This window comes from Palleronia sp. LCG004, from assembly GCF_032931615.1.
Classification (GTDB): domain Bacteria; phylum Pseudomonadota; class Alphaproteobacteria; order Rhodobacterales; family Rhodobacteraceae; genus Palleronia.
The window spans coordinates 2771445-2793717 of record NZ_CP136759.1; the positions used below are offsets into that span (position 1 = coordinate 2771445).

A 22273-nucleotide genomic window follows, 5' to 3' on the forward strand; every position below is an offset into this window, starting at 1 on the left:
GAGTGACGAAACAATCGGGCAATAATGCGGTGCTGGTCGGACAATCTCGCGATGATGTGACCATAAGTGCCGAAGAGGAAACGATCGCACGCTCATGGCGAGGCCGTTCAGAGCGTCGCGGCGAGCCGTGTGCCTTGATCGATCGCCCGCTTCGCGTCGAGTTCGGCCGCGACATCCGCGCCGCCGATCACGTGATGCGCGATCCCCGCCTCAGTCAGTCGCTGCGACAGGTCGCACGCCGGCACTTGGCCGGTGCAGAGGACGACCGTGTCGACCTCGATCACACGCGGCTCTCCGTCGAGGGTTACGTGCAGGCCGCGCTTGTCGATGCGATCGTATCGGGCACCGCCAAGCATCTCGACCCCTCGCATTCCGAGGCCCGCGCGGTGGATCCAGCCGGTCGTCTTGCCGAGCCCCCTGCCGAGGCGTTCGGTTTTGCGCTGCAGGAGCCAGACCTTGCGGGCGGGCGGCGGCGGGTTCGGACCGTCCGGCATCAAACCTCCGCGGACACTTTCCGGGTCGCCCACGCCCCATTCGGCAAGCCATGCCGGCAGGTCCTCGGTCGGGTGCCCCTCGGTCACGAGGAATTCCGACAGATCGAAGCCGATCCCGCCCGCGCCCAGTACCGCGACGCGTGCGCCGGGCTCCACCCCGTGCTTCAACACGTCGACGTAACTCAACACGTTGGGGCCGTCGCCGCCCGGGATGGAGGGGTCGCGCGGCAGGACGCCTGTCGCGACGATCACATCGTCGAACCCGGAGAGATCTTCGGGGCTCACATCGACGCCGAGCCGTGTTTCGATGCCCATCTCGGCGACCATATGGACGTAATACGCGACGAGGCCCGCAAACTCCTCCTTGCCCGGCACGACCTTCGCCATGTTGAGCTGGCCACCGATCTCGGCGTCGCGCTCGAAGAGGGTCACGCGGTGGCCGCGTTCGGCTGCCGTCATCGCGGCGGCCAGGCCCGCGGGCCCCGCGCCCACCACGGCGATCCGGCGAGCCACGGCTGCCCGCTCCACGACCAGTTCGGTCTCGTGACAGGCCCGCGGATTGACGAGGCATGTGGAAAGCTTGCCGCCGAACGTGTGATCGAGGCAGGCCTGATTGCAGGCGATGCAGGGCGTGATCGCGCGTGTCCGGCCGGCGCGGGCCTTCGCCACGAAATCGGGGTCTGCGAGGAATGGCCGCGCCATCGACACCATGTCGGCCCCGCCCGAGGCCAGGATCCGTTCGGCCGTTTCTGGCGCGTTGATCCGATTCGACGCGATGACCGGGATGCCGACATCTCCCATGAGCTTCGCGGTCACCCAGGCGAATGCCGCGCGCGGCACCGAGGTCGCGATGGTCGGGATCCGCGCCTCGTGCCAGCCGATGCCAGTATTGAGGATCGTGGCCCCGGCCCCCTCGATCCGGCGGGCGAGCGCGACGACCTCCTCCCAGCTCTGTCCCTCGGGGACGAGGTCGATGAGCGACAGGCGATAGATGACGATGAAGTCGTCGCCTACTGCCGCGCGGACCCGTCGCATGACCTCGACCGCGAAGCGTTGCCGGTTCTCGGTCGATCCGCCCCAGCGATCCGTCCTCCGATTGGTCCTGGGCGCAAGGAACTGGTTGATGAGATATCCTTCGGAGCCCATCACCTCCACGCCATCGTATCCCGCCTGGCGTGCGCGGATTGCGGCTGTCGCGATGGCGTCGATCTGGGCCTCGATCCCCGCCTCGTCGAGTTCGCGGGGCGCGAAGGGAGAGATGGGCGATTTGAGCGCTGAGGGAGCCACGCAATCGGGGCCGTAGGCATAGCGTCCGGCATGGAGGATCTGCATCGCGATGCGTCCGCCCGCCTCGTGGACGGCATCGGTGACGCGGGCATGGTTCGCGATGTCGTTGTCGGTATAAAGCCCCGCGGCGCCTGGAAAGACACCGCCTTCGGCATTGGGGGCCATTCCGCCCGTCACGATCAGGCCAACCTCGCCGCGTGCGCGGGCGGCGTAGAAGGCAGCGACACGGGTCCAGTCGCCGCGCTCCTCGAGGCCCGTATGCATCGATCCCATCAGCACGCGATTTCTCAGCGTGACGAATCCCAGATCGAGCGGGGCAAGCATGTGGGAATAGTCTGTCATCCGGCGGACCCTCCCGTTCCCGGTCCGGGCAAACTGGCGCAGGATCGCGAGGCTGTCACCTCGCGACCCCGCGTCAGCGAGAGATCAGAGATCCATGTAGACGTGCTTTTCGGCCTTGCCGCCCGGATGTGTGACGGCCCCCTTGCGGGTGTCGCCGACAAGCTGGGCGTATTTCCAAAGCGCCCCGGAGGCATAGATCGTGGGCTTCGCGCCTTTCCAACCGGCCCGACGTTCGTCGAGCGTTTCTGCCGCAAGATCCACGCTGATCTCGCCGCGGATTGCATCGATCGTGATGATGTCGCCGGTCTCGAGCAGCGCGATCGGTCCGCCATGCGCCGCTTCGGGGCCGACATGACCCACGCAGAAGCCGCGAGTCGCGCCCGAGAAGCGTCCATCGGTGATGAGAGCGACCTTCTTGCCCATGCCTTGGCCCGACAGTGCCGCGGTGGTCGCCAGCATCTCGCGCATGCCGGGGCCGCCCGCTGGGCCTTCGTTGCGGATGACGAGGACCTCGCCTTCCTTGTAGGACCGCGCCTTGACTGCGGCGAAGGCCTCTTCCTCGTTCTCGAAGACGCGCGCCGGGCCTGTGAAGACCTGTTCGGCCTCCGACATGCCCGCGACTTTCACGATCGCACCTTCCGGGGCAAGGTTGCCCTTGAGACCCACGACGCCGCCCGTCTTGGTGATGGGTGTGTCCACGGGATAGATCACTCGGCCGTCGGCCTCGCGCTCGACCAGATCGATCTCCTCGCCGATGGAGCGCCCCGATGCGGTCATGCAATCCTCGTGGATGAGGCCCGCGCGGCGCAGTTCCTTCATCACGACCGGCACGCCGCCGGCTTCGTAAAGGTCCTTGGCGACGTATTGCCCGCCGGGCTTGAGATCCACGAAATAGGGCGTGTCGCGGAAGATGTCGGTGACGTCGAGCAGGTCGAAATCGATCCCCGCCTCATGCGCCATCGCGGGCATGTGAAGACCGGCATTGGTCGATCCGCCCGTGCAGGCCACGACCCGCGCCGCGTTCTCCAGCGACTTGCGCGTGACGATGTCGCGCGCCCGGATGTTCTTTTCGATGAGGTTCATGACCGCTGCGCCGGACGCCTCGCCGTATTGCGTGCGATCCTTGAACGGTGCGGGCATGCCCGAACTGTTGAAGAGCGCGAGGCCGATCGCCTCGGACACGCATGCCATCGTGTTGGCCGTGAACTGACCGCCGCAGGCCCCGGCCGAGGGGCAGGCCACGCGTTCGAGGACGGCGAGCTGTTCGTCGGTGACCTCGCCCGACTGATAGCGGCCGACGGCCTCGAACATGTCCTGAACCGTCAGGTCGCGCGTCGCGAAATCGGCAGGAACGTCCGCTCCCTCGGGCACCTTGCCCGGCAGGATCGAGCCGCCATACATGAAGACCGACGGCGTGTTGAGGCGGATCATTGCCATCATCATGCCCGGCAGAGACTTGTCGCAGCCGGCGAGCCCCACCAGCGCGTCGTAGCAATGGCCGCGCATGGTCAGCTCGACCGTGTCGGCGATTGCCTCGCGCGAGGCGAGCGAGGAGCGCATCCCCTCATGGCCCATCGCGATGCCGTCGGTCACGGTGATCGTGGTGAATTCGCGCGGCGTTCCGCCGGCGGCCTTCACGCCGGTCTTGACCGACTGGGCCTGCCAGTTGAGCGCGATGTTGCAGGGCGCGGCCTCGTTCCAGCAGGTCGCCACGCCGACGAAGGGCTGGTCGATCTCGTCCTGCGTCAGGTCCATCGCGTAATAGTAGGAACGGTGCGGCGCGCGCGCCGGCCCCTCCGTCACGTGGCGCGAGGGCAGCTTGGACTTGTCGGGCTTGTTGCGCAGCATGGTTTCGGTCTCCCCTCGGGCTGGCTCTGGCTGGGTTCACCGAATAGGTGACGGGGCGGCGTTCCACAAGGCTCGCGCCGTCTGCGGGCGGCGGGGATCCAACTGCCGAATTGCGCCTCGGCGGCCGGGGCGATAGTGTCTTCCGGCACAGGACCCGAGGACCGATCCCACATGACGAAGGCTTTGCCATTCACGGCATTCGTCGCTCCGGCACGTCGCCGGCCCGAGCTCTGGCGGCTCGTCCTGGGCCTTCTGGTCGTCGTGCTGGTCATGGTGGTCTGGGTCGCGCTCGGTATCGGCCTCCTCGCGCTGGCGGTAGGCCTTTCGGGTGCGATGGAGGTGATGGCGACGCTGGCTGATCCGGTCACGCCACGCGCGACGCTGATCCTGCTTTCGACCTTCGTCGGCATGTTCCTGGCCCCGATCGTCGCCGCACGGCTTCTTCACAGGCGCGGCGCGCGATCGCTCTTCGGGCCGGGCCGCGTCGTGCTGCGCGATTTCTTCGCCGCGCTGGCGATCTCGGCGGTGATCTACGGGGCGATGCTGTTCTTCTGGTTCGCGGGCTTCGACGCAGTCGCGAACGTGCCGCCCGCGCTATGGCTGGCACTGCTGCCGCTCTCGCTTCTCGCGGTCGCGGTGCAGACCGGAGCGGAGGAATTGCTTTTCCGCGGCTACATCATGCAGCAACTCGCCGCACGGTTTCCGACGCCGCTCGTCTACATGCTGGTGCCGTCGCTGCTGTTTGGGCTGCTGCACTACGATCCGAACACGCTCGGCTCGAATGCCTGGGCGGTCGTCGGATCGACCGCCTTTTTCGGTCTCATCGCGGCCGACCTCACCAATGCGACGGGCTCCGTCGGTGCGGCCTGGGGCCTGCACATGGCCAACAACGTCGTGGCGATCCTGCTTCTCTCGACGCAGGGCACGATCACCGGTCTCGCGCTCTTCGTCACGCCCTATGCGGCAAGCGAGGTCGCCATCACCGGGCCGCTCCTGATGGCCGATCTGGCGCTCATCATCGTGGTCTGGATCGCCTTGCGCTGGCGGCTGGGGCGCTGATTGCATTCCTGACACGGTAACGATATTGCCCGGGCCACGCCCATAATACGGATCGACCACGGAGTGGACCGCCGGTGAACTGGATTTCCAACTACGTCCGTCCAAAGATCAACTCGCTCTTCTCGCGTCGCGAGGTCCCCGAGAATCTCTGGACCAAATGCGACGAATGCGGAACGATGCTGTTCCACCGCGAACTTGCCGAGAATCTGAACGTCTGCTCGAATTGCGACCACCACATGGCGATGACACCGCGGGTGCGCTTTCACACGCTTTTCGACGGTGGCGCTTTCCGCGAGGTCGCGGTGCCCGCGCCCGCCGCCGATCCGCTGCAGTTCCGCGACCAGAAAAAGTACCCCGACCGCCTGCGCCAGGCGCAGCGCCAGACCGGCGAGAAGGAAGCGATGCTCGTCGTCGAGGGCGAGATCGGCCGCGTGCCCGTCGTGGCCGCCGGTCAGGATTTCAGCTTCATGGCCGGTTCGATGGGGATGTATGTCGGCAACGCGATCCTCGCCGCGGCCGAGCGCGCGGTCGAGTTCAAGCGTCCGCTCATCCTCTTCTCCGCTGCAGGCGGCGCGCGCATGCAGGAGGGGATCCTCTCGCTCATGCAGATGCCCCGCACCACCGTCGCGGTCGACATGGTGAAGGAGGCGGGGCTGCCCTACATCGTCGTGCTGACGCATCCGACGACCGGCGGCGTCACGGCTTCCTACGCGATGCTGGGTGACATCCAGATCGCCGAGCCCGGTGCGCTCATCTGCTTCGCGGGCCCTCGCGTCATCGAGCAGACGATCCGCGAGAAGCTTCCCGAAGGGTTCCAGCGCGCGGAATACCTGCTCGATCACGGCATGCTCGACCGCGTCACGGACAGGCGCAGAATGCGCGACGAACTGGTGACGATACTGCGGATGCTGCGCCACATGCCGCCGGCGGTCGCCGCCGACCTGCCTCCGCCCGGCAACGGATCAGAGCCGCTTTCCGAGACGGACGGCCAGGGCGAGCCCGGCTGAACCGCCCATGGGCGCGACACGCGATTCCGACATCATCCTCGAGCGGTTGAGTACGCTTCATCCGAAGATCATCGACCTCTCGCTCGACCGGATGCACCGCCTTCTCGACCGGCTCGGCAATCCCGAGCGAAATTTGCCTCCGGTCATCCACATCGCCGGGACCAACGGCAAGGGATCGACCCTCGCCATGATCCGCGCCGGGCTCGAAGCCGCCGGCAAGACCTGCCATGCCTATACCTCGCCGCATCTCGCACGGTTCCACGAACGCATCCGCGTCGCGGGCGAGCTGATCTCCGAACCTGATCTGGCTGCGCTGCTCGACGAGTGCGAAGACGCGAATGACGGGGCGCCGATCACATTCTTCGAGGTCACGACCTGCGCGGCGATCCTGGCCTTCGCGCGCCATCACGCCGATTACACGCTGCTCGAGGTCGGGCTCGGCGGGCGGCTCGACGCAACGAACGTGGTGGCGCACCCCGCGCTCTCGATCATCACGCCCGTGGCGCTCGATCATCAATCCTATCTCGGCGACACGATCGCCGCCATCGCGGGCGAGAAGGCAGGCATTCTGAAACGCACCACCCCGGCGGTGATCGCGCGGCAGTCCGACGCGGCCCTCGAAGTGATCGAGGCGCGCGCGGCCCGGCTCGGCGCTCCGCTTTCGACCTATGGGCAGGATTGGCACGTCTGGTCGGAACGCGACCGCCTCGTCTTCCAGGACGAACGCGGCCTTCTCGATCTGCCGCTCCCGGTGCTTCAGGGGCCACACCAGATCGACAATGCGGGCACCGCGATCGCGGCGCTTCGCCTGATCGGCCTCGGTGAGGATGCGATTGCCCGGGCGATGCGCGAGGCCGTCTGGCCTGCGCGGATGCAGCGTCTCAAGCACGGTCCTTGCATCGACGCGGCCCCCGAGGCCGAGATCCTGCTCGATGGCGGGCACAACCCGGCTGCGGGCGAAGCCATCGCCGCGACCCTCGCCGCGATGCCGGCGCGCGAGACGCATCTCGTTTGCGGCATGCTCAACACCAAGGACGTCGCGGGCTATCTCGCCCCGCTCGCCCCCCATGTGACGAGCCTTACAGCACTGTCGATCCCGGGCGAGGCAAACACCCTGCCCGCCGATAGAACCGCCGACGCCGCCCGCATCGTGGGCATCGAGGCGCATACGGCGGAAAGCGACCGCGCTGCCTGCGCCGCGATCGCCGCGCGCGCACCTCACGCCCGCATCCTCGTTTGCGGCTCGCTCTACCTTGCCGGCCGCATCCTGCAGGACCATTCCTGAACCCGCGCGGTACCTTTCAGCTTCATCTGTCCGAAAATACTCATGGCCGTCGGGTCGTCTCGCCGGAGGCCGTCGACCCTTAGGCGGCCCAGTCGGCGCTTTGCATCTCTCGCAGCCGGGAGGCGGTTCGTTCGAACTCGAACGCACCCGACCCCTCCACATAGAGGCTTTCGGGTGTGTCAGCAGCCGAAGCGACGAGCCGCGTGCGTGCCTCGTAAAGCGCATCGACCAGCGTCACGAAGCGTTTCGCCTCGTTGTGGTTGCCCCGCCCGAGACGAGGGATGTCCTCGATCATCAGCACGCGCACATGGCCCGCGATGGCGATGTAGTCCGCAGCACCCAGCGGCTTGCCGCAAAGCTCCCAGAAGCCCGCGCGCCCCACGCCGCCGGAATATCGCGGAAGTGTCACCTTGTGGCCCGATACGGTCAGTTCGAGCGGCTCGCCGGGCCCGTCCGCGAGCTTCTCCCACAGCGCGTCGATTGCCCGGCGCGCCTCGGCATTCGCGGGATGAAAATAGAGATCGGCCCCCGCGATCCGGTCCTGCCGCCAGTCGCGCGGCGAGGCGAGCTCGACCACTTTCATGCGACCCTTCAGCAGCTCGATGAAGGGCAGGAAGAGTTGCCGGTTGAGGCCATCCTTGTAGAGATCGTCCGGCACCCGGTTCGAGGTCGCGACGACCGTCACGCCGTCGGCGAAAAGCCGTTCGAAAAGCCGTCCGACGATCATCGCATCTGTGATGTCGCCGATCTGCATCTCGTCGAAGCAGAGCAGCCGCAGATCGCTGGCGAGTTCCGCCGCCACCGGGCCGATCGCGTCCTCCACACTTTCGGCGCGTGCCGCCGCGATGCCGCGATGGACCTCCTGCATGAAGGCATGGAAATGGACGCGCCGTTTCCGCTCGATTCCGACATTGCGATAGAAGAGATCCATGAGCATCGACTTGCCCCGTCCGACGCCACCCCAGAGATAGAGGCCGGTCGCGGGCTCGGGGTCGGACCTGCGCGAAAACCAGCCACGCTTGCTGGGCTCGGGCCTGTCCAGTGCCTCGGCGATGCGGGTGAATTCCGACAGGATCGCCTCCTGCGCCGGGTCCGCCTCGATTTCGCCCGCCTCGACGGCGCGCGCATAGATATTCTCGAAATCCTCTGCCATGGGGTCCTCCTAGCGGTCGGCGCGGGGATTGGAAATTCGCTTTTCGGCCGAGCCGAGGCGTCGTGCCGCCGCCAGCCCTGCATGCCGGCCCGTCGCGAAGCAGGCGCTGAGCAGGTAGCCACCTGTCGGTGCCTCCCAGTCGAGCATCTCGCCTGCTACGAACGTGCCCGGCATCGCGCGAAGCTCCAGATCCCCGCTCACCGCCTCCCAGGCGATCCCGCCCGCCGAGGAAATTGCCTCGTCTAGGGGCCGCAATCCCCGGTGGCGAACCGGCAACCGCTTCAGAAGCGTGGCCAGCGCGGCCCCTTGGGGCAGGGGGCGTCCGAATTCCATGACGAGCGCTTGCGCCGCGGGGCCGAGCCGCGCGCCCTTTCGCAGACGGTTGCCGACCGATCCGCGTGCCGATGCGATCCGTTCCGCGACCTTGTCGGCAGGCCAGTCGGGAACGAGATCGATATGCAGATCCGCTCCCTCTCGCACTGCCCTGCTGGCGGCGTAGATCCCGCCGCCTTCCAGACCCCGGTGCGAGATGACGAATTCCCCACGATGGACCTCCGCGCCCGCGAGGAGCGCCGCGCCCTTGATCGGTAATCCCATCACACGGTCCATATGGGCCGACCATGCTATATCGAGCCCCGCATTCGCCGGCGCGAAATCCTTGACCGGAACGTCCGCCGCCCGCAGCCAAGGCACCCAGGCCCCGTCCGATCCGAGCCGACGCCATGACGCCCCGCCGAGCGCGAGGATCGCGACCTCGGGCTCTACCGTCGCGACCCCGTTGGGCGTATCGAAGTCAAAACCGCCATGTGTTCCGGTCCATCGCCAGCGCGTGCGGAAGTCGACCCCCATCCCCTCAAGCCTTCGGATCCACCGCCGGAGCAATGGCGAGGTCTTCATCGCGTTCGGGAACGCGCGACCCGTGGAGCCCACGAAGGTCTCGACGCCCAGATCGGTCGCCCAGCGGCGCAGCGCGCGTTGATCGAACTCGCGCACGATGCCGGGAACGGGTCCCGCACCCGCGCCGTAGGCGCGTTCGAACTCGCCGTCATCGGCCTCTTTCGTGAGGTTCAGTCCGGACTTGCCTGCCATCAAGAACTTGCGCCCGAGCGTCGGCATCGCTTCGGCCAGAAGCGGGGGATGGCCCTCACGGGCGAGCGTTTCGGCTGCCATCAATCCGGCGGGGCCGCCGCCGATCACGAGTGCGCGCGGGGTCATGGGCCGGATCGCTCGCATATCCCGGGCCCGGGCTCCAGCCCCTACCTTGCGCACAGACGCGTGACAGCGGGCCCTTTCCTCGCCCGAGGGGCAGCGCTAGGTAAGGCGGGCTCCCGAAATCCGAGGTCAGCCCAATGTCATCCATCGTCTCCGTATCCCATCTCGAGAAGACCTATGACGGCGGGTTCCAGGCTCTCAAGGACGTCTCGCTCGAGATCCGGGACGGGGAAGTTCTAGCCCTGCTGGGGCCGAACGGGGCGGGCAAGACCACGCTCATCTCGATCATCTGCGGCATCACGACCGCAACGGGTGGCAGCGTCAGCGTGGGCGGGCACGATACGGTTCAAGAATATCGCAAGGCGCGGAGCCTCATCGGCCTTGTTCCGCAGGAGATCAATCTCGAACCGTTCGAGACGGTCATGAACACCGTCACCTTCTCGCGCGGGCTTTTCGGCAAACGCCGCGACGACGCGCATATCGAGCAGGTGCTGCGCCAGCTTTCACTCTGGGACAAGCGCAATTCGCAGGTCAAGGAACTCTCGGGCGGGATGAAGCGTCGCGTGCTGATCGCCAAGGCGCTGTCGCACGAGCCGCGCGTGCTCTTCCTCGATGAGCCGACCGCCGGCGTCGATGTCGAGCTGCGCCGCGAGATGTGGGAGACGATGCGCGACCTGAAATCGCACGGCGTCACCATCATCCTCACCACACATTACATTGAGGAGGCCGAGCTCATGGCCGACCGTATCGGCATCATCGCCAAGGGCGAGATCAAGCTCGTCCGAGAGAAGGATGCGCTCATGGCGGAACTCGGCCGCAAGCAACTCGTCATCGAGCTCGCCCGTCCGGTGGACAAGGTGCCCGATGCACTCGGCTCCTACGATCTCGGTCTCGGCAGCGACGGATCGGAAATTGTCTATACCTACGACAGCCGCCGCGACAGAACGGGTATCACGAAGCTGCTCAACGACCTCCAGGCGGCAGGTTTGCAGATGCGCGACGTGCGCACCGAGCAATCGAGCCTCGAGGACATTTTCGTCGATCTCACCCAAGGAGAGGCGCGATGAACCTCACGGCGATCCGCGCGATCTACATCTTCGAGATGATGCGGACCTTCCGCACCCTGCTGCAATCCGTGGCGGCCCCGGTTATCTCGACGTCGCTCTACTTCGTGGTCTTCGGTGCCGCCATCGGCAGCCGCATCGACGAGGTGGAGGGCGTAAGCTACGGGGCGTTCATCGTGCCGGGCCTCATCATGCTGACGGTGCTCACTCAATCGGTGACGAACGCGGCCTTCGGGATCTACTTCCCGAAATTCATCGGAACGATCTACGAGCTTCTCTCGGCCCCCGCATCCTTCGCCGAGATCACGGCCGGATACGTTCTGGCAGCGGCAACGAAATCCCTCGCGATCGGGCTCATCATCCTGGTGACGGCTTTCTTCTTCGTCGATCTGCAAATCCTGCATCCGTTCTGGATGCTGGCGTTCCTCGTTCTCACATGCCTGTCTTTCAGTCTTCTTGGCTTCATCATCGGAATCTGGGCCGGCAATTTCGAGCAGTTGCAGCTCGTCCCGCTTCTCGTGCTGCAGCCGCTGATCTTCCTGGGCGGCGCGTTCTATTCCGTATCTATGTTGCCCGACGCCTGGCAGGCGATCAGCTACTTCAACCCGGTCGTCTATCTCATCTCGGGGTTCCGGTGGTCGTTCTACGGCCTGGCCGACGTGCCGATCCTCGTCAGCCTTCTCGCGATCATGGGCTTTTCGGGAATCTGCATCGCGACGATCTTCTGGATCTTCAAAACTGGCTGGCGCATCCGCGACTGATTTCAGCCGATCCCGAGAAGTCCCAGGACGAACGGTATCGTGAAAAGCGCGGCGAGTGTCTGGGCCGTCACGATCCCGGCCATCAATCGCCCGTCGCCACCCATCTGCTGCGTCAGGACATATGCCGTGGATGCCGTGGGGATCGCGGCGAAGATCACGAGGATCGCGGCCTCGTCCGCCCCGAGGCCGAAGATCAGCGCCATTCCGAACGCCAGCAGCGGCATCGCCAGAAGGCGCAGCACCGAGATACCCGCAAGAACCCGGATCTCCCGCCCGAGCGCCCGAGGCCGCAATGCGGCACCGACGCAGAGCAGCCCGAGCGGCAGGCTCGCCTGACCCAGGAAGCCGAGGAAGCTGTCCATTCCCCATGGCAGTCCAGTCCCGGCAAGCGAAATCGCGATGCCGACCGCACAACCCACGATCAGCGGATTGGTAACGATCGAACGCAGCAAAGCCACGATACCGCGCGAGTGCCCGTCATAGCTGAGCGCCATGACAGACAGCACGTTCACCAACGGCACGGCCACTGCGAGAAGCACAGCCGCCGCCCCGAGCGCGCCGTCGCCGAGGACGCTCGCCACGATTGCGAGGCCGAGATAGGTGTTGAACCGTACGATACCCTGCAGCGCCGGGCCGAACCTTGCCGCCGCCGGTCGCACGGGCCATGCCGCGAGCGCGAAGACGGCCGAGGCGAGCGTGATCGTGGCGAGCGTCGCACCGCCGAGGCGCAGGATCGACGGATCGCCCAATGGCGCGCCTGCAAGATTTACCACCAGAAGCGCCGGGAAAAGCAGTACGTAGTTGATCCGTTCGGCCATCGGCCAGAAGCCGGTTCCCGGAATGCCCGTCCGGGCCAGCGCGAAACCGAGGCATATGAGCCCGAAAATCGGCCAGATGGTCAAGAGCAGCATGGAGGGGATCCCCGGACAGTTGGCACTTCCCGCCTTAGCCCGACGCATCGCGGCCTCCAAGGGCGGGTGGTCGCTTCCGGGCTTGGCGTCCGGGCCCATACCGCCTAGATCGATGGGCATGAGACGAATGATCCCGTTCCTTCGGAAGGACCCTGTCGTCGCTGTCGTGCGGATGCAGGGCATCATCGCGTCCGGCGGGGCCGGTGCGCGGCTGAGCGATGCGAGCCTCGCGCCCCTGATCGAGAAGGCATTCCGCAAGGGAAAGCCCAGCGCGGTCGCCCTTGTCGTCAATTCGCCGGGCGGAAGCCCCGCGCAATCCTCGCTCATCGCCGCCCGAATCCGCAGGCTCGCCGACGAGAAGGGCGTGCCGGTCGTGGCATTCGTCGAGGACGTCGCGGCATCGGGCGGCTACTGGCTCGCCGTCGCGGCGGACGAGATCTATGCGGATCGCAATTCCATCCTTGGGTCGATCGGCGTGATTTCTGCGGGGTTCGGTCTCGACGGTTTCATCGGACGCTACGGGATCGAGCGGCGCGTCTATACGGCAGGCAAATCCAAGAGCATGCTCGACCCGTTCCGTCCCGAGAACCCCGATGACGTCGCCCGTCTGCGCGACCTGCAGGACCAGATCCACGAGGCCTTCATCGCCCACGTCAAGGATCGCCGGGGCCCGAAGCTTGCGGATGACGACCGCCTCTTTACCGGCGAAGTCTGGGTGGGCGAGCGTGCGCGCGAGGTGGGTCTTGTCGACGGGATCGGTCATCTGGTCCCGGTGATGAAGGAACGCTTCGGCAGCAAGACCCGCTTCGTCACCTACAAGCAGCGCAGGCCGTTCCTGTCGCGCTTCGGATCGGCGCTCGTCTGCGACACGCTCCACGAGGTCGAGGATCGCGCAGCCTTCGCCCGGTTCGGGCTCTGATTCCGTGATCAAGGTCGTCAGCCTGTTCCTGATCGGAATGCTGGTGCTTGCCATGTTCGGCAGGCTGCGGTTCCCGGGCCAGAAGAAATTGCAAAGCATGAAATGCAGGGCCTGCGGGCGCTATCGCATGGGCAAGGGCACGTGCCCTTGCGGAAAGGACAAGAGCTAGATGGTCTATCTCTGGGCCGCGCTCGGCCTCGTCATCCTGGTCTTCGCCGGCGACGCGCTGGTGCGTGGGGCCGTGAATCTTGCGCTGAGGCTCGGAATCCCCGCCCTTATCGTCAGCCTGACCATCGTGGCATTCGGTACCTCCGCGCCAGAGCTGCTGATCTCGGTGCAGGCGGTTCTCGACAATGTGCCGGGCATCGCACTCGGCAACGTGGTGGGGTCGAACACGGCCAATGTGCTCCTCGTCCTGGGCGTGCCCGCGATCCTCACGGGGCTTGCAATGGAGGGTCGGGAAAGCCGCAAGAGTTTCGTAACCATGATCGGGGCCACGCTGCTCTTCATCGCCCTGGCATTCCTCGGGCCTCTCACGTGGTGGCACGGGCTGATCATGCTGGCGGCGCTCGCGCTCGTCCTGGGTGACCAGCTGCGTGAGGGGCTCGCCACGCGAAAGTTCAAGAAGGCCAATCCCGAGGAGGAGGTCGAAGGCGCTGATCTTTCGATGCCGTGGTGGAAGATCGTCGGCTTTCTTGTCCTGGGGCTCGTCGGGCTGCCCATCGGCGCGCAGATCCTCATCAATTCCGCGACCGAGATCGCGCAGCGCTTCGGTCTGTCGGATGCCGTGATCGGCCTCACCTTGGTGGCCATAGGCACGTCGCTGCCCGAACTCGCCACCACGGTCGCCGCGGCCTTCCGAAAGCAGGCGGACGTGGCGCTCGGCAACGTGATCGGATCGAACCTCTTCAACCTTCTCGCGATCATCGGCATTGCTTCGCTGGTCGGCCCCATACCGGTGGAGTCCGAATTCCTGGCACTCGACCTCTGGGTCATGCTCGCGGCATCGGTGCTTCTTGCGCCTTTCGTCTTTCGCAACTGGCATATGGGGCGGGTCTGGGGCCTCGTCTTCTGCCTTGGTTATGCGGCCTATCTCGCGCGGCTGGTGATGCTCTGATGCGCGCGGTCCTGCTGGGGCAGGGCCCGTTGCGCGATGCAGTAGCCGCAGATTTGCGTGCCCTCGAGGCCGAGATCGTTGCAGAGGGAAGTGTCGCGGAACTGCTCGTGACGATCACTTCACCCGTGGCACCCGATACGCTGTGCGCTCCCGATACGCTGGTCTGGTCCGAAGCCGCTTGCTGGCTCGGGCGGATCGCCGTGTCGGCCGCATCCTTCCATGCGCGTGCGCCGGATCCCGTCCGCGATGAAAGCGGCGAATGTCTGGCTTCTGCGCAAATTCTCCACGTGATCGATGAGGCTCCGGGCCTCGCCGCGTCGCGCCATGCAAGCCAGGCTGTCGCGGCTGCAGGGTTGATTGCCATGACCCGGATGGCGGCTTTGCAGATGGCACCGAAGCTCCGTGTCAATGCGATCGTGCCTGCGCGACCCTCGGCCGGGATGCGCGACGAGATCCGCCCCGAGGCGCTGGACGTCCAATTCGATCCGATCCCCGGCCGTCTGATCGAGACGCTGCGCTTCGCGATTTCGACGTCCGCGCTGACCGGTGAGATCCTGTCGGTTCCCCTGGACCTTCGGGACTAATCGTTCCCGCAGCGTCACGGCTTATCCAATCCGTCACCGAACCGTCATCAAAGCGTCAACCTTCCCAAGGGCTTGCGGTCTCTTGATATTTATATATCGAAAAATCAATGGCTTGCCGATGCGCCTAATATATGGGCAATGTAAAGAAGGCGCCGGAACGACACGGTTTTTCCGAGACCCCACATGCTTGCCCCCAGACTTATCCACCGGTTGAGGGGACGCCTTTCACCTTGATGCCGCCCGACCTATTTTGCAGGACACCAAGAATCACGGGATCACCCATGACCGACACGCCCGAGCTTATCGGACACGACTGCATCGCCTCCTACCTGCGGACGCTCGACAATTCGCCGGGCGTCTATCGAATGCTCGATGCGCGGCAGGCGGTGCTTTATGTCGGCAAGGCCCGGAACCTGAAGAAGCGCGTCTCGAATTACGCAAAGCCGACGGGTCACAGCCCCCGGATCGCCCGCATGATCCGCGAGACGGCATCGATGATGTTCCTCACCACGCGGACGGAGACCGAGGCGCTTCTGCTTGAGCAGAACCTCATCAAGCAGCTCAAGCCCAAGTTCAACGTGCTGCTGCGCGACGACAAGTCGTTCCCGAACATCCTCGTGACTGGCGATCACGGCTATCCGCAGATCAAGAAGCATCGTGGCGCGAAGAAGGAGAAGGGCCATTACTACGGCCCCTTCGCGAGTGCAGGAGCCGTCAACCGGACGCTCACGCAACTGCAGCGCGTGTTTCTCCTCAGAAACTGCTCCGATTCGATGTTCGAAAGCCGCACGCGTCCCTGCCTGCTTTATCAGATCAAGCGGTGCAGCGGACCCTGCGTCGGCAAGATATCGGAAGAGGACTATACGGGCCTCGTCAAGGATGCCGAGCAGTTCCTGCAGGGTAAGACCACGAAGGTGCAATCCCAGCTCGCCCGAGAAATGGAAAAGGCGAGCGAGGACATGGAATTCGAGCGCGCGGCCGCGCTTCGCGACCGGATCCGCGCACTGACTCATGTCCAGGGCGGGCAGGGGATCAACCCGCAGGGTGTGGCCGAGGCCGACGTCATCGCGCTTCACATGGAGGGCGGTCAGGCCTGCGTGCAGGTCTTCTTCATCCGTGCGAACCAGAACTGGGGCAACCGCGACTTCTATCCGCGGACTGGCGCGGGGGCTGACGCGTCCGAGGTGCTGCAGGCCTTCATCGGGCAATTTTACGATACCAAGGACCCGCCCTACACGATCCTCCTTTCGGACGAGATCGAGGATGCCGACCTCATGGCCGAAGCGCTGTCGGAGAAGATCGGCCGAAAGGTCCGCATCGAGGTTCCCCAGCGCGGTGAGAAAAAGGACCTCGTAGCAGGTGCGCTCAGGAACGCACGCGAGAGCCTTGGCCGCAAGATGAGCGAGACGGCCACGCAAGGAAGGTTGCTTGACGGTTTGGCAGAGGCCTTTGATCTCGAAGCGGCACCGGAACGGATCGAGGTCTACGACAACAGCCATATCCAGGGGGCCCATGCGGTCGGTGCGATGATCGTCGCGGGACCCGAAGGCTACGTGAAGAATCAGTATCGCAAGTTCAATATCCGCGGTGACGAGCTGACGCCCGGCGACGATTTCGGCATGATGAAGGAAGTCCTGAACCGACGCTTCAAGCGACTGCTGAAAGAGGATCCCGACCGGTCCAAGGGGCTCTGGCCGGACCTGCTGCTCATCGATGGCGGCGCGGGTCAGGTCAGCGCGGTCGCTGCGATCATGCGCGAGCACGGTGTCGAGGACATCGCGATGGTGGGCGTCGCCAAGGGCATCGACCGCGATGCCGGCAAGGAGGAGTTCCACCGCGTCGGCAAGCAGCCCTTCGCGCTGCGCCACAACGATCCGGTGCTTTATTTCGTGCAGCGGCTGCGCGACGAGGCGCACCGCTTCGCCATCGGCACGCACCGCGCCAAACGGTCCAAGGCCGTGAGCGCCACGCCCCTCGATGACGTGCCGGGCGTGGGCGCGACGCGAAAGCGTGCGCTTCTTGCGCATTTCGGATCCGCCAAGGCTGTCGGCCGGGCGGATCTTGGCGACCTGAAGGCGGTGGAGGGGATCAGCGAGGGGCTGGCGGAGAAGATCTACGACTACTTCCACGAAAAGGGGTAGAGCCGCGGGTGCAGAATCACGGATCCGTCATCGATCCGTTGTCCGCACGTCATGATCGCCTCGCAGAAGGGCGCGGTCACGACAGGAGATCCGTCCATGAACCTTCGCTTCGCCCTTCTCTTCGCTGCCGCGCCGTCGGCACTCGCCGCGCAGGATGTGCCGGAAATGACGGCCACGCTTGCCGCGCATGCGATGTTGCCCGCGCAATCCTTCGTTGCAGCCCCCGACGATGCGCCCGCGATGTTCAACATGTCGGGCCGCTTCACCGGAGACGGCCGGACCGAAGATCTTTACGCAATTCACGACGATGCAACGGGCCTTTCGCGGCCTTTCCCGGGCCAGCCGCTGCAGGGGTTCTCCGGCATCCGATCGTTGGGCGGGGATCGCTTTCTCGTGCTGACCGACAACGGCTTCGGCTCCAAGTCCAATTCCGCCGACGCGCTCCTCATGTTCCATGAGCTTCGGATCGACTGGACGGCGGGCCGGGTGATTCCGTCGCGAACAACGTTCCTGAGTGACCCGAACCGAATCGTGCCCTTCCCGATCGTCAACGAGGCGACAGCCACGCGCTATCTCACGGGGGCTGATTTCGACCTCGAATCGATCCAGCCGGTCGGCGAAGGCTACTGGATCGGCGACGAGTTCGGTCCCTGGCTGATCGAGGTCGACGGCGATGGTGTCGTCCGGCAGGTCGTCGCGACCGAGCCCGAAGGAGAGATCATCCGCTCGCCCGACAACGCGGTCGTCGCCACACCCAATCCGGGCGGCACGCTCGAGCCGGAGGTGCGCGCCATGCGTTCGGGCGGCTACGAGGGGATGGCGCTCTCCGAAGACGGTCGTACGCTATACCCCCTGCTGGAGAAGCCCCTGTGGGATCCGGATGCGGGAGAAGCCATGCGGATCGAGGGCACGCCGGTTCTGCCGATGTTCGAATTGAATACCGACACGTCCGAATGGGGCGACCGAACGCTCTATTATCCGCTCGAGGATGCAGGCCACGCGATCGGCGACTTCAACCTGATCGGGGGAACGCGCGGCTTGATCATCGAACGCGACAATGGGCAAGGTGCCCCGGACTTTTCGGAAACTCCGGCTGAGTTCAAGCGGATCTACCTTGTCGATCTGTCACGCAGCGACGGGAACGGCGTGCTGGAAAAGATCGCCTATATCGACCTGATGCGGATCAAAGATCCTGATGGAATCGCGCAGCGCGGCACCGGGGACGGTACTTTCACTTTCCCCTTCGTCACGATCGAGAATGTCGACCGTGTGGACGAGACGACGATCGTCGTCGCCAACGACAACAACTACCCCTTTTCCGTCGGTCGCGAGGCCGGACGCGCCGACGACAACGAGTTCATCTTGCTCGACGTGGCCGAGTTCCTGACGGCCGAATGATCCATCGAAGGCGCGGAGCGAAAGACGATCTTTTCTCCGCCCTTCCTTCCCGGGTACGTCAACGCTATCTATCGCGCATGAAATGGACCCTTCCGAACATCCTGACCGTCCTCCGCCTTCTGGCGGCACCCGGTGTCGCGGTCATGTTCCTCTACTTCAACCGGCCGTGGGCCGACTGGTTCGCGCTGGTCCTGTTCCTCGGGGCGGCGATCACCGATTGGGTCGACGGCTATCTTGCGCGGTCCTGGCAGCAGGAAAGCCGCTTCGGAGCCATGCTCGATCCGATCGCCGATAAGGCGATGGTGATCATCGCGCTGCTCGTCATCGTGGGCTATTCCTCGATGTCGCCGTGGCTTGTCCTGCCTGCGACCTTCATCACTTTCCGCGAGGTCTTCGTCTCGGGCCTGCGCGAATTTTTGGGCGGACAGGCGAAGCTTCTGAAGGTCACCAAGCTCGCCAAGTGGAAGACGACGGCGCAGATGGTCGCGATCGCGGTCCTGTTCGCGCGCGACATCTTCCTCCACCATCTGCTGAAACGGGCGGCCGCGCTCGATGACGCGACCTTCCAGGGCATCATGAGCGGCGCGCTTAGCGACGATGTGGGCCTCTTGTGGCTCGCCCAGCTTCGCGATGCCGCGGGGTTCCTCGGGCTCGTCCTGCTGTGGATCGCGGCAGCGCTGACGCTCATCACGGGGTGGGATTACTTCCGCAAGGCGATACCGTTCCTGAAGGAACCGGCATGACGCTCGATATTCTCTATTTCGCCTGGCTGCGCGAGCGGATCGGCTTGCCGAAGGAACGCGTCGAGACCGATGCCTCGAGCGTCGCGGATCTGGTCGATCAGCTCCGCGCGCGCGAGGAACGCTACGCTGCGGCTTTCGCCGATCTTTCGGCGTTGCGGGTCGCCGTCGATCAGGAGCTCATGGATTTCGATGCAAGTCTTTCCGGCGCGCGCGAGGTTGCGTTCTTCCCGCCGATGACGGGCGGCTGATGGATATCCGCGTGCAATCCGCGCCTTTCGCGGCGGGTGCGCTTCTCGACGATTTCGCCGCCGGACGCCGTGACGTGGGCGCGGTGGTAAGCTTTACCGGCATCGTGCGCGACGATGGCGGCCTAAGGCACATGGAGATCGAACATTACCCCGGCATGACCGAGCGTGCGATCGCCGGGATCGCCGAGGAGGCCGTGCGACGCTGGGAACTTGCCGACGTCCTCGTCCTCCACCGTCACGGACAGTTGCGTCCGGGCGAGCCCATCATGATGGTTGCGACCGCGGCGGGCCACCGTGCAGCGGCCTTCGAAGCGGCTGATTTCCTGATGGATTACCTCAAGTCCCGTGCGCCCTTTTGGAAGAAGGAAGTAACCGTGGATGGCGGCGACTGGGTCGCGGCCAAGGCGTCCGACGAGGATGCGCTCGACCGTTGGTGATCAGCCGTGCGCGCTGACGCGCTCGATGTAGTCACGCATCTCGGAATTCTCGGCCTGTGCCTCGCGGAGGGTCTCTCTGGTCACGCGCAGCTCCGCCTCGGCTTCGTGAAGCCGGTCCGACATCTCGCTTTCGCGTTCCTGCAGGTAGGCAAGCGCCTGATCGCGGGCCTCCTCGGCCTGGTGCATGAGGCGCGCCATGTTGTCGAGTTCGCCAAGATCGGCTTGGCTCACCCGGGTCAGCCTGTGAATGAGCCAGTTGGCGAACCAGCCGAGCGCGAAGGCCACGAAGAGGATGATGGCCGTGGCGATGATGAATTCGGTCCGGTTCATTCGGCGGCCGAAGCCTCTTCGTCACCCGTCTCGCCGTCGGGGGCATCCTCGGCCTCGCCCTCGGGCGCGTCCCCGCCCAAGAGCCGGAATTCCAGCCGGCGATTGGCCTCGCGACCCTCGGCGGTGGAATTGTCGGCGATCGGGTTCTCCTCGCCATAGCCCTTGGCGATGAGGTCGGAGGTCAGGACGCGGCGCGCCATCAGCGCGGCCAGCAGCGCATCGGCGCGCTCCTGGCTCAGCTCACGGTTCATCTCGTCGCGGCCCTGGCTGTCGGTAAAGCCGCCAACCTCCATCTGCACGCCGTCGCATTGGCGCACGATATCGGCGATGGCATCGACGCTCTCGCGGGAGGCCGCATCTATGACGGCCGATCCCGGGTCGAAGGTGATCTGACGCTCGGTCAGGACCGCGTTGACGCGCTCCACGCATTCCTCGGGCGTCGGAAGTCCTGCCGTCGGGTCGGCACGCTCGTCGTAGCTGACATCGATCTCGAATCGGGCGCCGTCGCCGAGCTGGGCGGTGAGGATCCGTGCAATCTCGTCGCTCGCGTCCTTTACGCCCGACGATCCGCTCACCGCGACGTCCTGCTCGCTCACGATGGCGGAGCCGTGCGTCAACAGCGACAGGCTGTCGAGCGCAACCATCACCCGCGGGGCCCAGCCCTGAGGCACCTGCGGCGCGATATCGAGTGACGAGGAAATACGTTCGACCCCGAAGAGCGATTGCGCGAAGGCCGATACGACGCCGAGCGACTGCTCGGATCCCAGACGCCCGCGCATCTGGACCTGCCCCTCCGGGCTGCGGGTCACGGTGAATTCCGCCGGCCCGAGCTCGGGTTCGACGGCGGTTTCGTCGGGCAGGATCGCGGTCAGCGTAAATCCTTCAGGAAGGTCCGATTCGAGATCGGAGACGACGCTTTCGAACGTGTCGGGGTCCTGGCCCTCGACCGCTTCGAGTCGGATGGCGAGGTCGGAAAGCGTGAGCCGCCCCCCTTCGAGCGCACCGAGCGCGGCGATGGAACGGGTCGCCGCATCGGCCCATTCCGGGCTCGGAACACCGAGGCCGAGCCGGCAGGTGGCCGTTTGCGCCACGCCCGACTCATGCGCCTGGGCGAGGATTGCGGCTGCGGCCGCGTCGTCGGGCGCGGTGCAGGCCTGGAACCGAGTTCCCTCGGAATTGCGGTTCATCCGCAGAAGATAGGGCGAAACGACGGGGCGCGGTGCCGAAATCTCGAGCGCGAGTTCGATCCCGTTTGGCGCGCGGCTTTCGAGTCGACGCTCGAGCCGGTCGCGGGCCTGCTCGCTCTCGGCCATGGAGGTGATCGCAACAGCATCCTCGCGGATCGAAATCTTGGCCGAGGGCAGCTCGTCAAGCGCGGCGATGCCGAAATCGACGGCGCGGCTCCAACCCTCGGGTGCGGGGTAGCTCGCCTGCTCCAAGAGATCGACGATCGGCGTGTTGAAGGCGGTGCGGCCCACGCGGTCGAGCAATGCCTGACGGTCCGTTTCCGCGGGAATGAGGCCGATCAGCGTCACCTCGTCCTGCTGGCGCAGGATCTCGACCGAGAAATCAGGCGGTGCGATCGCGTCGGTCTGGGCGACCTCCATCGCGTCCGCGATGCGAGAGGAATCGACGACCTCGCCCGCGACGCTGAGGGCGCGGAAACGCGCGGCCTCGTCCGGCGCGGTGCCCGTCATCTCGAGCCTGAGGCCGTCGGCGGTGACCTGCGCCCAGTCGATCTCGGCCTCGGCCAGCGCCACGCGAATGCTGCCGGTGGCACGGTCCTCGATCTGGGTGGCGGCGAAAGTTGCGGTGAAGAGCGCCGCCGCTCCGGCGATCGCGAAGGCCGTGACGAGGGGAAGGATGGATTTCAGGCGCATCGGCTGTCGTCTCCGGGTCCGGGCGGGTCGAACGAGGTTCTACGGGGGTGCGG

The 22273-nt window shown here is 65.5% G+C and carries 20 protein-coding genes; 13 read left to right on the forward strand and 7 right to left on the reverse strand.

What is annotated here, in order from left to right:
- Positions 1–107 precede the first annotated feature (107 nt).
- A complete protein-coding gene (locus RVY76_RS13550) occupies positions 108–2123 on the reverse strand; it encodes an NADPH-dependent 2,4-dienoyl-CoA reductase (RefSeq protein ID WP_317374690.1) in 2016 nt (671 codons plus the stop codon).
- Between the two features lie 84 nt (positions 2124–2207).
- On the reverse strand, positions 2208–3971 hold the full coding sequence (gene ilvD, locus RVY76_RS13555) for a dihydroxy-acid dehydratase (RefSeq protein WP_317374691.1): 1764 nt from the start codon (positions 3969–3971) through the stop codon (positions 2208–2210).
- Between the two features lie 171 nt (positions 3972–4142).
- Between ilvD and RVY76_RS13560 the strand changes: the two genes are divergently transcribed.
- The 3 genes from RVY76_RS13560 (at position 4143) to RVY76_RS13570 (ending at position 7322) form a co-directional block, all read left to right on the forward strand.
- Positions 4143–5030, forward strand: a complete 888-nt coding sequence (locus tag RVY76_RS13560) for a type II CAAX endopeptidase family protein (RefSeq protein WP_317374693.1) — start codon at positions 4143–4145, stop codon at positions 5028–5030.
- Between the two features lie 74 nt (positions 5031–5104).
- Complete coding sequence (gene accD, locus RVY76_RS13565; protein WP_317374694.1) at positions 5105–6037, forward strand: acetyl-CoA carboxylase, carboxyltransferase subunit beta; 933 nt, start codon at positions 5105–5107, stop codon at positions 6035–6037.
- A 7-nt stretch (positions 6038–6044) separates the two neighbouring features.
- Positions 6045–7322 (forward strand): folylpolyglutamate synthase/dihydrofolate synthase family protein, encoded by a 1278-nt coding sequence (locus tag RVY76_RS13570; protein ID WP_317374696.1) that lies wholly within the window; start codon positions 6045–6047, stop codon positions 7320–7322.
- Between the two features lie 79 nt (positions 7323–7401).
- On the opposite strand, the gene zapE is transcribed toward RVY76_RS13570, so the two are convergent.
- A complete protein-coding gene (gene zapE / locus RVY76_RS13575) occupies positions 7402–8475 on the reverse strand; it encodes a cell division protein ZapE (RefSeq protein ID WP_317374698.1) in 1074 nt (357 codons plus the stop codon).
- Between the two features lie 9 nt (positions 8476–8484).
- Positions 8485–9690: a TIGR03862 family flavoprotein gene (locus RVY76_RS13580; RefSeq protein WP_317374699.1), complete on the reverse strand. Its 1206-nt coding sequence runs from the start codon at positions 9688–9690 to the stop codon at positions 8485–8487.
- Between the two features lie 134 nt (positions 9691–9824).
- On the opposite strand from RVY76_RS13580, the gene RVY76_RS13585 reads away from it, so the two are divergent.
- Together RVY76_RS13585 and RVY76_RS13590 are read left to right on the forward strand one after the other, a co-directional pair.
- Positions 9825–10754 carry an ABC transporter ATP-binding protein gene (locus RVY76_RS13585; RefSeq protein WP_317374700.1) on the forward strand — a complete coding sequence of 310 codons (930 nt, stop codon included), beginning with the start codon at positions 9825–9827 and terminating at the stop codon, positions 10752–10754.
- On the forward strand, positions 10751–11512 hold the full coding sequence (locus tag RVY76_RS13590; RefSeq protein WP_317374701.1) for an ABC transporter permease: 762 nt from the start codon (positions 10751–10753) through the stop codon (positions 11510–11512). Before RVY76_RS13585 ends, RVY76_RS13590 begins: the two co-directional genes overlap by 4 nt.
- Before the next feature lie 2 nt (positions 11513–11514).
- Here RVY76_RS13590 and RVY76_RS13595 read toward each other — a convergent pair whose 3' ends face one another.
- Complete coding sequence (locus tag RVY76_RS13595; RefSeq protein ID WP_317374703.1) at positions 11515–12423, reverse strand: AEC family transporter; 909 nt, start codon at positions 12421–12423, stop codon at positions 11515–11517.
- Between the two features lie 118 nt (positions 12424–12541).
- Here RVY76_RS13595 and RVY76_RS13600 point away from each other — a divergent pair, with 118 nt between their 5' ends.
- The 8 genes from RVY76_RS13600 to RVY76_RS13635 all read left to right on the forward strand — a co-directional run bounded on the left by RVY76_RS13600 (position 12542) and on the right by RVY76_RS13635 (position 20010).
- Positions 12542–13342 (forward strand): S49 family peptidase, encoded by an 801-nt coding sequence (locus RVY76_RS13600; protein WP_317374705.1) that lies wholly within the window; start codon positions 12542–12544, stop codon positions 13340–13342.
- A 169-nt stretch (positions 13343–13511) separates the two neighbouring features.
- Positions 13512–14459 carry a calcium/sodium antiporter gene (locus tag RVY76_RS13605; protein ID WP_317374707.1) on the forward strand — a complete coding sequence of 316 codons (948 nt, stop codon included), beginning with the start codon at positions 13512–13514 and terminating at the stop codon, positions 14457–14459.
- The gene (locus tag RVY76_RS13610) at positions 14459–15043 is read left to right on the forward strand and encodes a hypothetical protein (protein ID WP_317374709.1); all 585 of its coding nucleotides are present in this window, start codon (positions 14459–14461) and stop codon (positions 15041–15043) included. The genes RVY76_RS13605 and RVY76_RS13610 overlap by 1 nt, the downstream gene beginning before the upstream one ends.
- Positions 15044–15324: 281 nt before the next feature.
- Positions 15325–17184, forward strand: coding sequence for an excinuclease ABC subunit UvrC (gene uvrC, locus RVY76_RS13615; protein WP_317374711.1), 1860 nt, complete (start codon positions 15325–15327; stop codon positions 17182–17184).
- Between the two features lie 96 nt (positions 17185–17280).
- Positions 17281–18582, forward strand: a complete 1302-nt coding sequence (locus tag RVY76_RS13620) for an esterase-like activity of phytase family protein (protein WP_317374713.1) — start codon at positions 17281–17283, stop codon at positions 18580–18582.
- 77 nt (positions 18583–18659) lie between these two features.
- Entirely contained in the window at positions 18660–19325 is a 666-nt protein-coding gene (pgsA, locus tag RVY76_RS13625; RefSeq protein ID WP_317374714.1) for a CDP-diacylglycerol--glycerol-3-phosphate 3-phosphatidyltransferase, read from the forward strand.
- Positions 19322–19573, forward strand: a complete 252-nt coding sequence (moaD, locus tag RVY76_RS13630) for a molybdopterin converting factor subunit 1 (RefSeq protein ID WP_317374715.1) — start codon at positions 19322–19324, stop codon at positions 19571–19573. The genes pgsA and moaD overlap by 4 nt, the downstream gene beginning before the upstream one ends.
- A complete protein-coding gene (locus RVY76_RS13635) occupies positions 19573–20010 on the forward strand; it encodes a molybdenum cofactor biosynthesis protein MoaE (RefSeq protein WP_317374716.1) in 438 nt (145 codons plus the stop codon). Before moaD ends, RVY76_RS13635 begins: the two co-directional genes overlap by 1 nt.
- Here the strand turns inward: RVY76_RS13635 and RVY76_RS13640 are convergent, their stop codons facing one another.
- Together RVY76_RS13640 and RVY76_RS13645 are read right to left on the reverse strand one after the other, a co-directional pair.
- Positions 20011–20340 carry a hypothetical protein gene (locus RVY76_RS13640; protein WP_317374718.1) on the reverse strand — a complete coding sequence of 110 codons (330 nt, stop codon included), beginning with the start codon at positions 20338–20340 and terminating at the stop codon, positions 20011–20013. It lies immediately after the preceding gene.
- On the reverse strand, positions 20337–22220 hold the full coding sequence (locus RVY76_RS13645) for an OmpA family protein (RefSeq protein ID WP_317374719.1): 1884 nt from the start codon (positions 22218–22220) through the stop codon (positions 20337–20339). Before RVY76_RS13645 ends, RVY76_RS13640 begins: the two co-directional genes overlap by 4 nt.
- Positions 22221–22273: the final 53 nt, after the last annotated feature.

Excerpts from the sequence above, each read along its gene's own strand:
- RVY76_RS13645 (WP_317374719.1), bottom strand. The coding sequence starts at position 22,220 with ATGCGCCTGAAATCCATCCTTCCCCTCGTCACGGCCTTCGCGATCGCC.
- RVY76_RS13580 (WP_317374699.1), bottom strand. The coding sequence starts at position 9,690 with ATGACCCCGCGCGCACTCGTGATCGGCGGCGGCCCCGCCGGATTGATG.
- RVY76_RS13590 (WP_317374701.1), top strand. The coding sequence starts at position 10,751 with ATGAACCTCACGGCGATCCGCGCGATCTACATCTTCGAGATGATGCGG.
- RVY76_RS13620 (WP_317374713.1), top strand. The coding sequence starts at position 17,281 with ATGAACCTTCGCTTCGCCCTTCTCTTCGCTGCCGCGCCGTCGGCACTC.
- moaD (WP_317374715.1), top strand. The coding sequence starts at position 19,322 with ATGACGCTCGATATTCTCTATTTCGCCTGGCTGCGCGAGCGGATCGGC.
- RVY76_RS13560 (WP_317374693.1), top strand. The coding sequence starts at position 4,143 with ATGACGAAGGCTTTGCCATTCACGGCATTCGTCGCTCCGGCACGTCGC.
- RVY76_RS13605 (WP_317374707.1), top strand. The coding sequence starts at position 13,512 with ATGGTCTATCTCTGGGCCGCGCTCGGCCTCGTCATCCTGGTCTTCGCC.
- uvrC (WP_317374711.1), top strand. The coding sequence starts at position 15,325 with ATGACCGACACGCCCGAGCTTATCGGACACGACTGCATCGCCTCCTAC.
- RVY76_RS13600 (WP_317374705.1), top strand. The coding sequence starts at position 12,542 with ATGAGACGAATGATCCCGTTCCTTCGGAAGGACCCTGTCGTCGCTGTC.
- RVY76_RS13595 (WP_317374703.1), bottom strand. The coding sequence starts at position 12,423 with ATGCTGCTCTTGACCATCTGGCCGATTTTCGGGCTCATATGCCTCGGT.
- ilvD (WP_317374691.1), bottom strand. The coding sequence starts at position 3,971 with ATGCTGCGCAACAAGCCCGACAAGTCCAAGCTGCCCTCGCGCCACGTG.
- RVY76_RS13610 (WP_317374709.1), top strand. The coding sequence starts at position 14,459 with ATGCGCGCGGTCCTGCTGGGGCAGGGCCCGTTGCGCGATGCAGTAGCC.
- zapE (WP_317374698.1), bottom strand. The coding sequence starts at position 8,475 with ATGGCAGAGGATTTCGAGAATATCTATGCGCGCGCCGTCGAGGCGGGC.
- RVY76_RS13550 (WP_317374690.1), bottom strand. The coding sequence starts at position 2,123 with ATGACAGACTATTCCCACATGCTTGCCCCGCTCGATCTGGGATTCGTC.
- RVY76_RS13640 (WP_317374718.1), bottom strand. The coding sequence starts at position 20,340 with ATGAACCGGACCGAATTCATCATCGCCACGGCCATCATCCTCTTCGTG.
- RVY76_RS13585 (WP_317374700.1), top strand. The coding sequence starts at position 9,825 with ATGTCATCCATCGTCTCCGTATCCCATCTCGAGAAGACCTATGACGGC.
- RVY76_RS13635 (WP_317374716.1), top strand. The coding sequence starts at position 19,573 with ATGGATATCCGCGTGCAATCCGCGCCTTTCGCGGCGGGTGCGCTTCTC.
- RVY76_RS13570 (WP_317374696.1), top strand. The coding sequence starts at position 6,045 with ATGGGCGCGACACGCGATTCCGACATCATCCTCGAGCGGTTGAGTACG.
- pgsA (WP_317374714.1), top strand. The coding sequence starts at position 18,660 with ATGAAATGGACCCTTCCGAACATCCTGACCGTCCTCCGCCTTCTGGCG.